Genomic DNA, 17,030 nt, shown 5'->3' with positions numbered 1-17,030 from the left:
AACGATTGTGTCCGATATACAGCCCCAAGACATGCAGCCCGACCAAGAGCCTGCTCCCGACGCGACGGCGCCCTCCGAAAAGGAGCACAAGTCCGGCAGCTGGAAGCTCACGCTGCTCATCTGCGTGGTCATCTTGGCCGCCGCCGGCGGCATCGTCGCGCTGACCTTCTCGACCGAGCCGACCGCCCAGAAGAGCGGCGCGACCAAAAAGACGGCCATGCTCGTCGAGGTCACCAGCGTCGAGCGCGGCGATTACCGTCCCGAGATCGTCGCCCAGGGGACCGTCGAGCCGGCCCAGGACGTCGTGCTGCGCCCGCAAGTCGGCGGTCGCATCACCGAGCTCGCCCCGGCGTTCACCCCCGGCGGCTACGTCGCCCAAGGCGACCTGCTCGTGCGCATCGAGCCGGCCGACTTCCGCCATGTCCTCGCCCAGCGCAAGAGCGACCTTCGCCAGGCGCTCAGCGAGCTGGCCGTCGAGAAGGGGCGCACCGAAGCTGCCAAGGTCGAGTACGACTATATCGACGAAGAGCTCGAGCCCGAAAACGAGGCCCTCGTGCTGCGCAAACCGCAGCTCGAGGCGGCCAAAGAGCGCGTCAGCGCCGCTCGCGCCGCCGTCGAGCAGGCCGAGCTCGACCTTCGCCGCACGAGCGTCGAGGCGCCCTTCGACGCCCACATCATCCGACGCGACGCCAACGTCGGCTCGCAGGTCTCACCCAACGAAAGCATCGGGCGCCTCGTCGGCGTCGACGAGTACTGGGTCGGCGTCGAGCTCCCGCTGTCGAAGCTTCGCTGGGTCGAAGTCGCCCGCAACGGCGAGGACAGCCCCGAGGGCTCCAAGGTCCGCGTGCGCAACCGTCAGGCGTGGCCCAAAGACGCTTTCCGCACAGGCCACCTCTTCCGCACCGTCGGCGCCCTCGACGCGCAAACCCGCATGGCTCGCGTGCTCGCCACGATCCCCGACCCGCTCGCCCGCCAGAGCACGGACGACGGCCAACCCAAGCAGCCGCTGATGATCGGTGAGTTCGTCGAGGTGACCATCGAGGGCAAGCCCGTCGACAACGTGGTGCGCCTCGACCGCGATTACGTGCGCGCCAACGACACCGTCTGGGTCATGAAGGACGGCAAGCTCGAGGTGCGCCCGGTCGACATCGCCGTGCGCGACGCCCAATACGCCTATATCACCGACGGGCTCGACGACGGCGAGCAGGTCGTGACCACCAACCTCTCCACGGTCGTCGACGGCTCGCCGCTTCGCCTCGACGGAGCCGAGCACAACAACGCCGAGCAAGACGGAGCCGAGCAAGACGGAGCCGAGCAAGAAGACGCCGAGCAGGAAGGAGCCGGCGATGAGTAGTCCGAACTCCCAGCCCGACGCAGGCGCCGGCGAACAACGCGGACCCATCGCCTGGATGGCCAAGAACCCCATCGCGGCCAACCTGCTGATGTTCCTGCTCCTCTTCGGCGGCCTCTGGACGACCACCTTCATCCAAAAGGAGGTCGAGCCGCGCTACCAACTCGACGTCGTCGAGGTCAGCGTCACCTACCCGGGCGCCGCCCCCGCCGAGGTCGAAACCGGCATCTTGCTGCCCATCGAAGAGGCCGTGCGCGGCGTCAAAGGCATCAAAGAGATCTCCTCGACCGCATGGGAAGGCTCCGGGCGAGTCTCCATCGAGCTCGTCTCCGGCGCCGACCGCATGGTCGCCTTCCAGGACATCGACCAGGCCGTCAGCCGCATCCGCACCTTCCCCGACGACACCGAAGAACCCGAGGTGCGCCTGCAGGCCCAGGAACGCGAGGTCATGCAGATCGGGCTGTACGGCGAGGTCGACCCGTGGACGCTGCGAAAGCTCGGCGAACGCCTGCGCGACCGGCTGCTGAGCAACCCGGCGATCACCCAGGTCGACCTGGGTCGCGTGCCCGAGTACGTCACCCACGTCGAAATCCCCGCCAGCCGGCTTCGCGAGTACGATCTCACCCTGGGCGAGGTCGCCGACATCATCGAGGAGTCGAGCCAAGACGTGCCCGCAGGCGACGTGCAGACCAGCGCCGGCGAGATCTTGCTGCGCATGAAGGAGCGCAAGCAGTGGGCCGAGGAGTTCGCCACCATCCCCATCGTCACCTCGGCGTCGGGCACCGTGGTCACTCTCGGCAACTTGGCCGATATCACCGACGGCTTCGAAGAGATCGGCTTTCACTCCAAGTTCAACGCCCAGCCCTCCGTGAGCGTGGCGGTCTACCGCATCGGTGACCAGTCGCCCCTCGACATCTCGGAGGCCGTGCGCGGGGTCATGGACGACTTCGAGACGTCCCTGCCCATCGGCGTCGAGATGCGCGTCGATAGCAGCAGCGCCGACGACTACAACGACCGGCTGGCGCTCCTGCTCGAGAACGCCTTCCTCGCCGTGATCATCGTGTTGACCATCTTGGCGCTCTTCCTAGAGTTGCGCCTGGCCTTCTGGGTCATGATGGGCATGACCATCTCGTTCGTCGGCGCGATCCTGTTTTTGCCGATGGCCGACGTGAGCATCAACATGATCTCGATGTTCGGCTTCCTCGTCGCCCTGGGCATCGTCGTCGATGACGCCATCGTCGTCGGCGAGAATATCCACGAGTACCGCGAGAAGGGGGGCGACCGTCTAACGGCGGCCATCCAGGCGACCCGCGACATCGCCCGCCCGGTCACGTTCACCATCCTGACGACGGTCGTCGCCTTCGTGCCGCTGTTGTTCATCCCGGGCACCACCGGCAAATACTGGTGGCCCCTGCCCGCGGTGGTCATCACCGTGCTCCTGGTCTCGCTCGTCGAGGCGCTCTTCATCCTGCCCGCCCACCTCGGCCACAAGTCGCGCTGGGAGGGCTCGCGCCTCGAAGAGTGGCTCAACGCCAAGCAGCACACCTTCGCGCGCTGGTTCAACAAGGCGGTCGAAGACTACTTCGGCCCCCTGCTCGACAAGGTGTTGAAGTACCGCTACGTCACCGTCACCGCCGCCCTGGGGCTCTTGGCGGTCGTCGGCGGCTACGGCTACAGCGGCCACATGGGCATGGTCATGATGCCCGAGGTCGCCGCCGACGAGATCGAGGCCGGCGCGCGCCTGCCGGTGGGCACGACCCCCAAGCAGGCCGCCAAGACGGCCAACGAGATCACCGCCTCGACCCAGCGCATGTTCGAGGAGCACGACCTGTACCGGGTCGCCCACGGGGTCAAAACGAACGTGCGCGGGGGCAACTTCATCGACGTCGAGATCGTCATGCGCCCTCCCGACGAGCGCGACATGACCGCCAACGACGTCATCAAGCTGTGGCGAGACGAGATCGGCGACATCGCCGGCGTCGACCAGATCAGCTTCGAGGCCGAGCGCGGCCCGGGCGGCTGGCGCCAGGACATCGAGGTCGACCTGAGCCACAACGACGTCGACACCCTCGAGAAGGCCGCCATGGCCTTTAAAGATCGCCTCGACAGCTTCGACGCCTCGCGCGACGTCACCGACAACTACAACCGCGGCAAGACCCAGTTCGACCTGAAGCTTCTGCCCGAGGGCCGCGCGCTCGGGCTGACCCCGGCGGTGGTCGGCCAGCAGGTGCGCGACGCCTTCTTCGGCGCCCTGGCCATGCGCCAATTGCGCGGCACCAACGAGATCGAGGTGCGCGTCAAGCTGCCCAAAGAGGAGCGCGAGGACCTGTACTTCTTCCAGGACTTCGTGGTGCGCACACCCGACGGCACCGAGGTCCCCCTGCTCGACGTCGCCGAGGTCAGCCGCACCGAGGCGTTCACCAGCATCAACCGGCGCGACGGCCGCCGCGTGGTCACGGTGAGCACCGACGTCGAGCCCAAGAGCGCGGTCACCCGCGTCATCGAATCGCTGCAGGCCGAAGAACTGCCGGCCATCCGCGCCGACTACCCCGGCCTGACCTGGAGCTTCGAGGGCACCCAGGCCGAGATGCGCGAGTCGACCAAAGCCCTGTGGGGCGGCTTCGCCCTGGCCATGCTCGTGGTCTACTCGCTGCTCGCCGTCGCCTTCCGCAGCTACGTCCAGCCGTTCATCGTCCTGGCCGCCATCCCGTTCGGCGTCATCGGCGCGGTCATCGGCCACATCCTGCTCGGCTACGACCTGTCGCTCATGAGCCTGATGGGCATCATCGCCCTGTCGGGCGTGGTGGTGAACGACTCGCTCATCATGATCGACTACGCCAACAAAAAACGCGCGCACACCAGCGCCTTCGACGCCATCCACCAGGCCGGCATCCGCCGCTTCCGCCCCATCTTGCTGACCACGCTGACCACCTTCGGCGGGCTCGCCCCGATCATCCTGGAGACGTCCAACCAGGCCAAACACCTCATCCCGATGGCCATCTCGCTGGGCTTCGGCATCGTGTTCGCCACCTCGCTCTTGTTGTTGCTGGTCCCCAGCCTCTACATGATCTTGGAGGATGTGATGGAGTTGTTGGAGCGCTGAGGTTGGAGGCGCTGAACTCGGAGGCGCTGGACTCGGAGGCGCTGAACTCGGAGGCGCTGGACTCGGAGGCGCTAAAACGCGGAAGTTTCGAGGCGCTGGACTCTGGGCCGCTAAAGATTCATCTGAAGTTCGCTGGAGGCGCTGCAGAAGGCTGCCGCCCGTCGCGCGTCGACACGCCGCAGCGACCATGTTTCTACAGCGTCTTCCGTGTCGTTCAGATGAATCTTCAGCGCCGCAGCGTTCCGCGCCTCCGCGCCTCCGAGCCTCCGAGCCTCAGAGCTTCAGAGCCTCAGAGCCTCGGAGCTTCCGAGCCTCAGTTCTCCGGGAAGCAGAACTTGTCCGGCGTCCCGCTAAATGCGATCGACTTGCAGTCCTTCATGCCCTCGGGGCAATCGTCGACCGACTCGCACTGCGTCGAGCAGAGCGCCTGTGTGTCACCCTCGATGCACAGCGAGCTCGCACACTCGGTCTCGCCGGTCTCCGGATCACACGACTCGCCGGCGGCCTTCGTGCCGCGCTCACCGATCACACAGCAGGCGACCGGGTCGGTGTCGGTCCCCACGTTCTCGCAACGCCGCGCGTCCACGCAGTCGAAGTTCGAAAAGCAGGTCGACGCCCCGATCTCTTCGCAGCTAGCCACCGGGCCGGTGTCCTCGTCGGAGGCGTCCTCCGACGAAGCATCTTCGCCCCCGGCGTCCTCGCCCGAGGCATCTTCGCCGCCGCTATCTTCACCCGAAGCATCCTCGATAGCGTCGGCCTCTTCGGACGCATCTTCAGTTCCGGTGTCCGCGACGGTGCCGGTATCGGCGCCGTTGTTGGACGAGTCATCATCATCCGAGCAACCGACCGTCCCCACACAGACACCCAGGCTCAACACGACGACACAAACAAGGCGATACAACTTCGACATACGACTCCTCGACAAAATGGGAGAACAACAGCTCATTGGAACTGACCAGCATAAGGTGCCGCCCGGGCAGTTGCCAACCGCCGCGTTGCCGTCTTTCGGAGGCCGCGCATCTTGCGCTGGTTTGGAGGCCGCGCATCTTGCGCTGGTTTGGAGGCACGCACGCTCCTGCAACCAGCGCTGGAAGCACTGCCTCCAAATGACGTCGCGCCTTTGCGACACCAACTCATTGAACTCCCCCACCAGTTAAGCTAGCTTTTCGAAGCTTCAAACTGCTCGGTCTCCCCCAAGGCAGCTGAATGGTCTCGCTTCGCTCGTCGTACCGGTCGCTCGTCGACTTTCTCCTCGCCCCCAAACTCGCGACGCCGTTCAAGATCGATCAATATCGCGCAGAACTCGCGGTAAACACGCTATTGTGCGTCTTTGCCTGGAGCCTCGCCGCATCGGCCGCCGTCGGCTGGTGGGTCGGGGCGTGGCCGCTCGCCGGGCTCGTCGCCGCGGGGGCGGCGCTGTGTGTGGTCGCCGCGCTCGTCCTGCGCCTGACCGACAAACTCTTGTGGGTGGGCGCCGGCTTCGGCGTCGCGTTGGCCGGCCTGTGGACGGCGACCGCCTGGATGAGCGGGGGCCTGGGGAGCTTCGCCGCCGGCTGGATTCTAGCGGTGGTCTTCGTCGGGCTCGTCTTCGGCGGGCGCAAGCTCGGCGGCGCGTTCGCCGCGCTCGTCGCCGTGCTGTGCGGCGCGCTCTACGCCGGCGCGCCTCCTCTCGACGCCGGCGCCCTCGACGCCGCCCAGGTCGCCAAGCTCGATCTCGTGGGCGTGGGTGGGCTCGGCGTCGGGCTCGTGGCGCTGGGCATCCTGCGCGAGCGGTTCATCGACTGGCTCGTCATCTCGGTGCGCCAGATCGCCGCCGAGGCGAATACCTTCGTGCAGACCGCGCCGGTGGGGCTGGTCGCCTTCGACATGGACGGCCAGATCTTTCGCAGCAACGACGCCTCGGGCGATATCTTCGGCCACGACGGCTACGAAGCCCTCATCGAGGCCAACGTGCACGAACTGCTCGACGACCTCGAGCTAGGCGCCTTCAAACGCCAGACCGAAGAGGTCTCCGGCGAACGCCGCGGCCGCGACGAGCGTAGCGACAACGAGGGGCCGACCACCGTGCAGACCACCGGCAGGCGCGCCGACGGGACGACCTTTCTGGCTGAAATCGCCGGCTCGCGGCTGCCCGACGACTCCGGGGTGCTCCTGGCGGTGCGCGACATCACCGAGCGCGAGGCCTACCAGCAAAAGCTTCGCACCGCGCGCGACGAAGCGCTCGAGGCGAGCCGGGCCAAGAGCGCCTTTTTGGCGAATATGAGCCACGAGCTGCGCACCCCGCTCAACGCGGTCATCGGCTACTCCGAGATGCTCATCGAGGAGGCCGAGTTCGCTCACGACGACGGCGCCGAGCCCCCTCGCCTCATCGACTTTCTGCCCGACCTCGACCGCATCCGCACCGCCGGCAAGCACCAACTCGCCCTCATCGACGACATCCTGGACCTCTCCAAGATCGAGGCGGGCAAGATGGACTTTCACTACCAGCAAATCGACGTGCCCCGGCTGCTCGACGACCTCGTCGCCACCGTCAGGCCGCTGGCCACCCAGAACGCCAACGAGCTCGAGCTGCACATCGACGCCCGGGTCGACGCGATGCGCTCGGACCTGACCAAAATCCGCCAGGTCCTGCTCAACCTGCTGAGCAACGCCTGCAAGTTCACCGACGGAGGCACCATCTCGCTGACCGCCCGCCCCGACGGCGACGACATGCTCGTGTTCACCGTCAGCGACAACGGCATCGGCATGAGCGACGAGCAACTCGCCCGCGTCTTCGAGGCGTTCACGCAGGCCGACGAATCGACCACCCGCCGCTTCGGCGGCACCGGCCTGGGGCTGACGATCGCCGAGCACTTCTGCCGCGAGCTCGGCGGCGACATCTCGGTCGACTCGAAACTCGGCGAGGGCACCGATTTTCACGTGCGCCTGCCGGTCGAACACGGCCCCTGACCCCGCGTATTTCGGCGAACGCTTTGTTCGGTCCGGGGGCATCTTGCCCTCGCCTTCGGTCCGGGGGCATCTTGCCCTCGCCTTCGGTCCGGGGGCATCTTGCCCTCGCCTTCGGTCCGGGGGCATCTTGCCCTCGCACCGATATCACCCCTCGCCAAACAACCCCCCGGCCGCCTCGACCAACTCCTCACACGGCCCGTCGACCTGCACGTCGACGTTCGACCGCGCGACGACTTCGCGCGCGCTCAGGTCGATCGACACCGCCTCGGCGCTGCCGAATTGGCGGATCATCTCGCCCGACAACACGAACACGAGCCGGCCAATCCCCGCCCACACATGCGCCGCCGCGCACATCGCGCAGTGCTCGCCGCTCGTGTACATCGTCGCCTGCGCCCGCACCTCGGCGCTCAAGTGACGCGACGCCCAACTCGCCAGGGCGAGCTCGGGATGCGCGGTCACGTCCCCCGTGGTGCACACCTCGTTCGAGCGCTCGGCGAGCACCTCGCCGTCCGCGCCCACGAGCAGCGAGCCGAAGGGGTCGTCGCCCCGCTCGACCGCCTCGGCGGCCAATTCGATGCACCGGCGAAGGTGCGCTTTGTCGATATCTGTCATCGTCATGGTCGTTCCTCCTTTTCGATCTCCTTCAATAAGCTATGCGCTCGCTCCAACATGGTCACTGACACTGCAAACCGGCATGTCCGTCGCCCACGACACATTTTCGCGCCGCACTCTGCCTTGTCCGTCGCGCACGACACATTTTCGCGCCGCACTCTGCCTTGTCCGCCTCGCACGACGCATTTTCGCGCCGCACTCTGCCATGTCCGCCTCGCACGACACATTTTCGCGCCGCACTCTGCCTTGTCCGCCGTGCATGCCCGTCGGAGATTTCGCGCTCTGCCATGTCCGCCGTACAAAGCCGTCGGAGATTTCGCGCTCTGCCATGTCCGCCGTACAAAGCCGTCGGAGATTTCGCGCTCTGCCATGTCCGTCGTACATGCCCCTCGTACATTGCATGCGAGCCGAGGTCCGCCGGACATGCCCGTCGGAGATTTCGCGCTCTGCCATGTCCGCCGTCCATGCCCGTCGGAGATTTCGCACTCCCTCATGCGCGCCGTCCATGCCCGTCGGAGATTTCGCACTCCCTCATGCGCGCCGCACATCGCCGAGTGCAGCCCGAAACCCTCGCCTGCACTTGACCCGCCCTGCATGACCACTAGCTTGTGGCCGATGATCGACATCCCCATCCCCCTGACGAGCGAAGACCCCATGAAAGCACGCGAAATCCACCTGACCGAATATCCGAAAGGCGAACCGACCCTCGACACCTTCGAGCTCGCCGAGGTCGAGCTGCCCGAGGTGGGCGACGGCCAGGTGCGCCTCGAGACGCTGGCGTTCTCGGTCGACCCGTATATGCGCGGCCGCATGAGCGGCCGGCGCACCTACGTCGACCCGTTCCCGCTGCACGACACCCTCGACGGCGCCGCCGTCTCCCGCGTGGTCGACAGCAAGCACGACGAGGTCCCCGAGGGGAGCCTGGTGCTCAGCCAGCACGGCTGGCGCGACGCGGCGGTCGCCTTGGGCGACGCGGTGCGCGTGCTCCCCGAGCTCCCCGTCTCGCACACCCACTTTTTGGGCGCCCTCGGCCTGACCGGGTTCACCGCGTGGGTGGGCCTCGAGCGTATCGCCGAGCTTCGCGCCGACGACGTCATCTACGTGTCGGCGGCCGCCGGCGCAGTCGGCTCGATCGCCGGCCAACTCGCCAAGCACAAGGGAGCGACCGTCATCGGCTCGGCGGGCAGCGACGCCAAGGTCGCCCGCCTGCGCGAACTCGGCTTCGACGAGGCGTTCAACTACAAGACCGACCCCCCCAAAGACGCCCTCGGCCGACTGGCCCCCGACGGCCTCGATGTCTACTTCGACAACGTCGGCGGCGACACCCTCGAGGCGGCCATGCACTACCTGAACAACTTCGGCCGCGCGGCCATCTGCGGCATGATCTCCATCTACAACGCCACCGAGCCGCCCCCCGGCCCGCGCAACATGAGCAATATCGTCAGCAAACGTCTCAAGCTGCAGGGCTTTATCGTCAGCGACCACTGGCAAGACGACTTCCAGACCTTCGCCCAACAGGTCTCGCCGTTGGTCATCGACGGCACCATCCAGGCCGACGAGACCATCCGCGAGGGCATCGAAGACGCCCCGCAGGCTTTCCTCGACATGCTCAGCGGGAACAAACAGGGGAAGATGGTCGTCAAGGTGGGCGAGTGATTCGCAGCGGGCGCATCCCTGCTCTCGCCTACGAGGGCAAGATGCCCCCGCACCGAAGACGAGGGCAAGATGCCCCCGCACCGAAGACGAGGGCAAGATGCCCCCGCACCGAAGACGAGGGCAAGATGCCCCCGCACCGAAGACGAGGGCAAGATGCCCCCGCACCGAAGACGAGGGCAAGATGCCCCCGCACCGAAGACGAGGGCAAGATGCCCCCGCACCGAAGACGAGGGCAAGATGCCCCCGCACCGAAGACGAAGGCAAGATGCCCCCGCACCGATTTCGTACTAAGTCGAGGCCGCCGCCCGCACCCGCGGGCGGCTTCGGCGGTCAGTGTTCTTCCGTGCTTCCATGGTTCTCAGTAGCTCTACCGTGATTCCATGGCTCAACGTTTCCGCGCTTCCGCGTTTCCGTGCTTCCGCGCTTCAGCGGCCTCTGAGCTCGTCGAGGAGGACCTTCGCACTGAGCTCACCCGATATGAGGCTCGGCGGCATACCCGGGCCGGGCACGGTGAGTTGGCCGGCAAAATACAATCCGCCGACGGTCTTCGAGCGAAGCGGCGGCTTGAGCGGGCCAGTCTGGCGAAGCGTGTTCGCCATGCCGTAGGCGTTGCCCTTGAAGGCGCCGTAATCCTGCTCGAAATCCTCCATCGCGTAGCTTCGTTTGACCACGACGCGCTCGCGCAGCGGCTGGCCGACGTGGTCTTCGAGGCGTTGCATGACCTGGTGGTACAGGCGCTCGCGCATCGTCTCGGAGTCGCTCAGGCCGGCGGCGAGGGGGATGAGCAAGAAGAGGTTCGAATCGCCCTCGGGGGCGACGCTCGGGTCGGTGACCGACGGGGCGCAGGCATAGAAGAGCGGCGCGTCCGGCCAGCGCGGCCGCTCGTAGACCGCGTCCATGTGGCGGTCGAGGTCTTCGTCGAAGAAGAGCGTGTGGTGGCCGAGCTCGCCCAGGTCGCCGCCCAGGCCCAGGTAGAACAGCAGGCTCGACGGGCTCATCGTGCGCTTCGACCAGTACTTGTCGCCGAATTGGCGATGCTCGGCGGCGAGCAGGTCGCGCTCGACGTGGTGGTAGTCGGCCGAGGCGAGCACCGCGTCGGCGCGGAGCGTCCCCTCGGGGGTGCGCACGCCGCGGGCGCGGCCCCCTTCGACCACGATTTGATTGACCGGCCGGCCGAACTCGAACTGCACGCCCTGCTCTTCGGCGACCCTGACCATCGCCTCGATGATGCGGTGCATGCCGCCCATCGGGTACCAGGTGCCCAGCGCCATGTCGGCGTAGCTCATCAGGCTGTACATCGCCGAGGTCTTCTCGGCCGAGGCGCCCAAAAAGAGCACCGGCCACTCGACCAGGCGCGCCAGGCGCGGGTGCTCGAAGAAGCTGCGCGCGTAGTTGGACATCGAGCGCACCATCTTGAGCCGGAACAACTCGGTGACCAGCCGGGGGTCGACGAACTCGAAGAACGACAGGCTCGGGCGGAACAGATAGTCGTCGAACGCCTCGCGGTAGATATAGCTCGTCTGGTCGATGAACTCGTCGAACGCCTCGCCGGCGCCCGGCTCGTGGTGCTCGAACAGCTCGCGCAGCGCGTCGAGGCCCGCCGGGATATCCCAGGCGTCGCCGCCGGGCCACACCACCCGGTAGCTCGGGTCGAGCCGGCGAAGCTCGTACAGCTCGTCGACCCGGTAGCCGAAGCGCTCGAAGTAGCGTTCGAACACGTCGGGCATCCAGTACCAACTCGGGCCCAGGTCGAACATGAACCCGTCCTTCGACCAGGTCCGCGCGCGCCCGCCGGGCTGCTCGTGGCGCTCGACCACGCGCACCTTCGCCCCGCCGGCCGCCAGGTGCGCGGCGGCGGCCAATCCAGCAAAACCAGCACCAACAACAATGACTTCAGACATAGCTTTCTCTGCGTGTTTCCAAGGCCCGGAACTCGACGTCTTTTTAGATTCAGCTAGCTCCAGCGGTTAGATGCAGCCGACGCGCGCGAGGTTCGCCGCGTAACGCCTCGCGCCCCGGGAGCATCGAATACTACGACGCTGCCCACCCTTTGCCGGAGGACGACCATGCCGAACCAAATCCTAGCCAACCTCGAAGCCCCCACTCACTGCTTTGTCCAGGGCGCCAGCCGGGGCATCGGCCTCGGGTTCGTCCGCCGGCTGCTCGACGCCGACCACGTGGCCTGCGTGTACGCCTCGGCGCGCGACCCGCAACGGTCGGACGCGCTCGTCGAACTCGAGCGCGCCCACCCCGACAGGCTAAAACTCGTCGCCCTCGACGTCACCGACGAGTCGACGATCGCAAAGGCCGCCCAGAGGGTGCGCGACGAGGTCGGCGAGCTGCACTTTTTGTTCAACGTCGCCGGCATCTTGCATGACACGTCGACGGGCCTCAAACCGGAGAAGTCGCTGCGCGACCTCGACCCGGCCAACCTCCACCAGCTCTTCGGGGTCAACGCCTTCGGCCCCATCCTGATGGCCAAGCACTTCCACAGCCTCTTTCGCCACGGTCGCCGCGCGGTGTGGGCGAATATGTCGGCGCGCGTCGGAAGCATCGGCGACAACTACCTGGGCGGCTGGTACGGCTACCGCGCCTCGAAGGCCGCGCTCAACCAATTCACCCGCACGATGTCCATCGAGATGGGCCGAAAGGCCCCCGAGACCGTCGTCGTCGCGCTGCACCCGGGCACCGTCGACACCGCTCTGAGCGAGCCGTTTCAGGGTAACGTCAAACCCGAAAAGCTCTTCTCGGTCGAGCGCGCCGTCGACCAACTCCTCGAGGTCATCGACGGCCTCGGCCCCGACGACACCGGCGGCTTTTATGCCTGGGACGGCCAAGCTATCGAGTGGTAGCTCGGCGGCGAGCGCCCACATTCGCTCACCCGCATTGCACGAGATCGCCACACCCTCGCCAAACCGACACAACAACGGCGACTTAGGCTGACACTCGATAATCGTTGGAGCTTCCAGCAAACCATCGGGTGAGACCATGTTTTTGACGCCTCTTTCTCGTATCTCTTCGCTTCCGTGGGTCGTGTTGGCCGCCGCGGCCCTCGCCGCGAGCTGCGCTGGCGCGTCGGCCGCGCCGTCGGCGACGTCGGCGACCGAGCAGAACGCCGCCCAGGCGATTCGCTCGCAACCGACACGCCCCAGCCAGCCCGTGGACCAGTCGCTCGACCACTTCGTCCCCGACGGGTGGGTCGTCTTCGGCAGGGCGCGCGCCGACCTCGACCAGGACGGCCGCCAAGACATGGTCGCGCTCGTCGAACACAAGCAGAGCGGCCAGCGCGTCGACAGCTACCCGCTGCCGCGCACCCGCTACGTCCTCATCGTCGTCCAGGGCGAGCCCTTCGCCCGCCTCGCCGCGATGAACGCCGAGCTTCTGCGCACCGAACACGAGTTCGGCATGCTCGGCCCCACCGTCGAGCTCGAAGCCTCCCACGGCCGCTTCGCGATCACCCAATCCGGAGGCACCTCCGGCCACCGCTGGAGCTACACCCTCGACTTCCAGCACGACCGCACCCGCTCGGCCTGGTACTTGGCCGCGTGCAGCTTCGACGTCACCTCCTTCGACGTGCGCGGCCGACCGCAGACCGGCACCGGCGAGCACTCCTATCCGTACACGCTCAAAAACGACTTCGGCCACTACGACCGCGGCGAGTTCGAGGGGTTTTGTCCGAAGCTGTAGGTAACTTTGTAAATCGGAGCGAATGCATCCATCACTGGCCCACACCTTGCATCACATCTTCGCAGATGGCGCGACCCCGTCGCGCCGGGCAGCCTTGTCTCTCTCATCTGCGAAGAGGCCACTCGATGGCGATTCAAGTCTCCGCTCGCGCAAGTCGAGCTTTGTTGGTCACACTGACGAGTCTGGCGCTGCTGGCCGCCAGCTCGCTCCCAGCCCCCTCTGCGTACGCTCAGAGTGCGAAACCGGGCATCGACGCGGCCGTCCAGGCCCTCCAAGAGGGCAATTACGGCTACGGGCTCGAACTGCTCGACAACCTCCGACGCACGAGCGACGACCCGCGAATCACCTACTACCGGGGCTACGCGCTCGAGAAACTCGGCCACTGTGCGGCGGCAAAACAGGCCTACCGCGTCGCGGCCGCCGCCCCGAACCGGAAAAAACTTCAGGAATATGCTTCCGGTGCACTGGAAGGTTTTGACGCGCGCTGCGTTCCGACGTCGACCAGACCGACCCGCTCACCTGCAGATCTGCAAGAGGTGCAGCCCAATTTCGCAAACACGCCACTGCCCGCGCCTTCGCAGCCGTCGACGATGCGCGTCGGCTGGCAGGTCTTTGGCTGGACGACCATCTTTTTGGGCGGCCTCGTCGCCGCCTCGGTGCCGCTCAAGAGCGCCATCGAAGATAGCGCCATCGACGCCGTCGAGCCCTACTTCGTTCGACGCTACGGCTGCCAGGTCGACCGCGACGGCGCCTCCGGGCCCGCCTGCAACGAAGAAGCGCTCATCAAAGACCCCGCTTACCAGACCTACGAAGACGGCATCGTCATCGCCGAGCGCACCAACAAATACTTGCTGTACGGCGGGGCGGGGCTGGCCGCCGTCGGCGTGCTCACCCTCATCACCGTCGAGGTGACCGAGCCGGACACCGTCGACATCGCGTTCAACCCCTCGGCCGACGGCGCGGGCCTGCAAGCCATCTTTCGGTTCTAGGGCTTTTCCTCAGCCGTCGACACACAGAACATCGTCGCCTGCATCGCCGCGACCTCTTTGCGCACCCCGTCGGCAAACGCGTACACCTCGCCGCGGCACACCGTCAGCGTGCGCCCCGACTTGAGCACCCGCCCGGTGGCCACAAAGCGCTCGCCGACCGCCGGGCGCATCAGGTTCATCTTGAACTCCACCGCCAGCACGTCCGACCCCGCCGGCATCAGCGTCAGGCCAGCGAACCCGCAGGCGCTGTCGGCGATGGTGGTCACCACGCCCGCGTGCAGAAAGCCGCCCTGCTGGGTGAGTTTCTCGTCGTAGTCCAGCTCGATGTCGACCTCACCGGGCTCGACGCGCAGGAGTCGCGCGCCGAAGAGGTCCATGACGGCCTGCCTGGCAAAGCCGTCGCGCACACGCTGCTCGAAGTTGGGATCTTTGGGTTGGAAGTCGCTCATATCTAAAGACGCCTCAATGATGCCGCACTGACGTGCGTCATGTTCGTTGCCGTTCTCCCCCTGCTGCTTGTGGCGCGGAGGCGCGGCGCTTCAGCGCCCGTGCACCGCTAGCCAGATACACGGCGGCTCGCTGGAGGTACGCACCACCCGATGCCGCCGATGCGCCTCGATAAATACCGCCTCGCCCGCCCCGAGCTCGGTCGTGGTCCCGTCCTCCCACAGGAGCGTCGCCTCCCCCTGCAACAAGACGACCCACTCGCCGTCCTCCTGGTCGTACCACTCCCCGTCCGGCGTGGTATGCCCGTGCGAGATAATCCGCTCGACACGCACGTCCTCGCCGCGGGCGAGCACCTCGAAAAACTCGTCGTCGCCGGGGAGCTCGGCGGGCATGGCGAACACGTCCACCACCTCGTCGGCCGCGCTCTTGTTGGCCGAACTCTCGTCGGCCGAACTCTGCGGGGGCTCGGCGTCACACCACACAAGCTCCGCCTCCCCACCCGACCGACCGTAGACGATGGCATTCTGCCCGTACGCCGCGCCCAACCGCACCGCCTCCGAGCGCGCAATTCCCACGACCAGAACGCTCTCCTCGGCGTCCCAATCATCGCTGTCGGGCACCCCGCTGCCGCGAAAAAACGTGTACCCCGCCTCGCGAAGCTCACCCTCGAGCTCCTTTTGGCGCTCGTGATTCTCCAGCGGACTGAGCAACTCCGAGCCGGGATTCCAGGCGGTGATATACGCCCACTGCTCGGCGTGGTGCTCCTCGAGCAACGCGTCGAGCTCGGCATGCCCCTCGCCGACACGCACACGCAGCCGCCCCCGTGGCGTCGACGCAACGTAGGTGGTGGATTCGTAGGCGTCGCGGAGCATGGGGTTCATTGGGGTCTTGGGGGGTTGGGGATTTGGGGTTTGGGGGCTTGGGGTCTTGGGGCGCCTCAATTCAACCGCACGAAGATCTCCGACCCCACCGGCACTTGCTCGGGGGTCGCGGTGGGCAAGAAGAGGCTGTAGCAGCGCACGTGGCGCTCGGGCGCGGGGTCGACGAATTGCACCGGTACCACCGCCTGGGTGCGCCACACCGCCCCGTCGGGGGTGTGGACCTTGACCTCGAAGCGCTGCCCGAACTCGATCCCCTCCGCCTCCAACTCGTCGAGCGAGTAGCGGGCGACCGCCAGGCCGACGCCGGTGATTTGAAAAGTCTCGGTGACCGTGTGCAGATGGCGCATTGCTTTGATTCCTACCGTCGAGAGAGCGGCCGCAGACTATCCATCGACGCCCGCTGGCTCAAGCCTCGTCGCGCCGCTTGCTCGGGTCAATGCGTCCACCCTCCTCCACCCTCCTCCGCTCACCTCGCCACCGATCCGCTTAGGTCGCCACCAGAAAGACCGGCTCCTTATCTGCCGGCATCTGAGCCAACTCCTCTTCGGTCAGTCGGGCATACAGCTCGATGAGGTTGCCGCCGGGATCTTTGAGCCACAGCTCGTGCAGCGGCGTACCGCGCCAGGTCGTGCGCGGCGGCTTTTCGACGTGGAAGCCGGCTTCGCAGGCTCGGTGATACGCGTCGACCACGGCGTCCTTGTCGGCCAGAGCGATGCCCAGGTGATACAGCGTGTCGTGGTGCAGCGTCTTGCCGTCGTCGACCAGAATCACAAAATTGGTGCGAAGCTTCTCGCTCACAAAGGTCACGTACCGATGCGTCCACGCCTTGGGCTCGACGTCGAGCAGCCAGCTATAAAACCTGGCCGCCGCCGGCAGGTCGGGCACGCGGATGCTGCCGTGAAACTCGGTCGGCTCCGGGCTTTCGGGTCGGTTCTGGAGGGCGGCGAGGATCTCGAGGCGCATCTTGATCTTGTCGCGCGCCTGGCGAAACCGCGCGAGCATCTCCTCGTCGCCGACGCCAGGGTCGTCGCTGTCGGGGTCATCGATGGGCCAGTGATAACGCTCGGCGTCGGACAAAAAGGCCGGGCAGACCTCCTCGGCGCACAGCGTGATCACCGTGTCCACCGACGCCGGATCGACGTCGTCGACCGAGGTCGACGCCTGGCCGTCGAGGCTGATGCCGACCTCGCCCATCGCCTCGATCGCCCACGGGTTGACTCGCGACGGATTCGAGCCGGCCGACTGCACGCGCACCTCGTCACCGAAGAGGTCGCGCGCCAAGCCTTCTGCCATCTGGCTTCGCGCGGAGTTGGCGACACACAAAAACAAAATGCTCTTCATCGTACTGCTCCTTG

The 17,030-nt window shown here is 66.5% G+C and carries 14 protein-coding genes; 7 read left to right on the top strand and 7 right to left on the bottom strand.

What is annotated here, in order from left to right:
- Positions 1–7: 7 nt before the first annotated feature.
- A complete protein-coding gene (locus FIV42_RS16140; protein WP_222615248.1) occupies positions 8–1,354 on the top strand; it encodes an efflux RND transporter periplasmic adaptor subunit in 1,347 nt (448 codons plus the stop codon).
- A complete protein-coding gene (locus FIV42_RS16135) occupies positions 1,347–4,454 on the top strand; it encodes an efflux RND transporter permease subunit (RefSeq protein ID WP_141198684.1) in 3,108 nt (1,035 codons plus the stop codon). Before FIV42_RS16140 ends, FIV42_RS16135 begins: the two co-directional genes overlap by 8 nt.
- 313 nt (positions 4,455–4,767) lie before the next feature.
- Here the strand turns inward: FIV42_RS16135 and FIV42_RS16125 are convergent, their stop codons facing one another.
- Positions 4,768–5,364 (bottom strand): hypothetical protein, encoded by a 597-nt coding sequence (locus tag FIV42_RS16125; RefSeq protein ID WP_141198683.1) that lies wholly within the window; start codon positions 5,362–5,364, stop codon positions 4,768–4,770.
- A gap of 296 nt (positions 5,365–5,660) precedes the next feature.
- On the opposite strand from FIV42_RS16125, the gene FIV42_RS30740 reads away from it, so the two are divergent.
- Positions 5,661–7,403 carry an ATP-binding protein gene (locus tag FIV42_RS30740; RefSeq protein WP_141198682.1) on the top strand — a complete coding sequence of 581 codons (1,743 nt, stop codon included), beginning with the start codon at positions 5,661–5,663 and terminating at the stop codon, positions 7,401–7,403.
- A 144-nt stretch (positions 7,404–7,547) separates the two neighbouring features.
- Here the strand turns inward: FIV42_RS30740 and FIV42_RS16115 are convergent, their stop codons facing one another.
- A complete protein-coding gene (locus FIV42_RS16115) occupies positions 7,548–8,021 on the bottom strand; it encodes a nucleoside deaminase (RefSeq protein WP_174769509.1) in 474 nt (157 codons plus the stop codon).
- A gap of 588 nt (positions 8,022–8,609) precedes the next feature.
- Here FIV42_RS16115 and FIV42_RS16110 point away from each other — a divergent pair.
- Complete coding sequence (locus tag FIV42_RS16110) at positions 8,610–9,671, top strand: NADP-dependent oxidoreductase (protein ID WP_222615247.1); 1,062 nt, start codon at positions 8,610–8,612, stop codon at positions 9,669–9,671.
- Positions 9,672–10,096: 425 nt separating this feature from the next.
- On the opposite strand, the gene FIV42_RS16105 is transcribed toward FIV42_RS16110, so the two are convergent.
- Entirely contained in the window at positions 10,097–11,572 is a 1,476-nt protein-coding gene (locus FIV42_RS16105) for a phytoene desaturase family protein (RefSeq protein ID WP_141198681.1), read from the bottom strand.
- A 165-nt stretch (positions 11,573–11,737) separates the two neighbouring features.
- On the opposite strand from FIV42_RS16105, the gene FIV42_RS16100 reads away from it, so the two are divergent.
- From FIV42_RS16100 to FIV42_RS16090, 3 genes are all read left to right on the top strand, one after another.
- On the top strand, positions 11,738–12,523 hold the full coding sequence (locus FIV42_RS16100; RefSeq protein ID WP_141198680.1) for an SDR family oxidoreductase: 786 nt from the start codon (positions 11,738–11,740) through the stop codon (positions 12,521–12,523).
- A 136-nt stretch (positions 12,524–12,659) separates the two neighbouring features.
- Complete coding sequence (locus FIV42_RS16095; protein ID WP_141198679.1) at positions 12,660–13,358, top strand: hypothetical protein; 699 nt, start codon at positions 12,660–12,662, stop codon at positions 13,356–13,358.
- A 125-nt stretch (positions 13,359–13,483) separates the two neighbouring features.
- Complete coding sequence (locus FIV42_RS16090; protein ID WP_141198678.1) at positions 13,484–14,347, top strand: hypothetical protein; 864 nt, start codon at positions 13,484–13,486, stop codon at positions 14,345–14,347.
- On the opposite strand, the gene FIV42_RS16085 is transcribed toward FIV42_RS16090, so the two are convergent.
- From FIV42_RS16085 to FIV42_RS30735, 4 genes are all read right to left on the bottom strand, one after another.
- Complete coding sequence (locus FIV42_RS16085; RefSeq protein WP_141198677.1) at positions 14,344–14,796, bottom strand: PaaI family thioesterase; 453 nt, start codon at positions 14,794–14,796, stop codon at positions 14,344–14,346. The two genes, FIV42_RS16090 and FIV42_RS16085, sit on opposite strands and share 4 nt — an antisense overlap.
- A 90-nt stretch (positions 14,797–14,886) precedes the next feature.
- A complete protein-coding gene (locus FIV42_RS16080; RefSeq protein WP_141198676.1) occupies positions 14,887–15,675 on the bottom strand; it encodes a DUF3293 domain-containing protein in 789 nt (262 codons plus the stop codon).
- 56 nt (positions 15,676–15,731) lie between these two features.
- A complete protein-coding gene (locus FIV42_RS16075) occupies positions 15,732–16,022 on the bottom strand; it encodes a hypothetical protein (RefSeq protein WP_141198675.1) in 291 nt (96 codons plus the stop codon).
- Positions 16,023–16,161: 139 nt separating this feature from the next.
- The gene (locus FIV42_RS30735) at positions 16,162–17,016 is read right to left on the bottom strand and encodes an arsenate reductase/protein-tyrosine-phosphatase family protein (RefSeq protein WP_141198674.1); all 855 of its coding nucleotides are present in this window, start codon (positions 17,014–17,016) and stop codon (positions 16,162–16,164) included.
- Between the last annotated feature and the right edge of the window lie 14 nt (positions 17,017–17,030).

Source organism: Persicimonas caeni, from assembly GCF_006517175.1.
In the GTDB taxonomy this organism is placed as follows: Bacteria; Myxococcota_A; Bradymonadia; order Bradymonadales; family Bradymonadaceae; genus Persicimonas; species Persicimonas caeni.
Note: the sequence above shows the minus strand (reverse complement) of the source record. Positions and strands in the feature narration are given on the sequence as shown.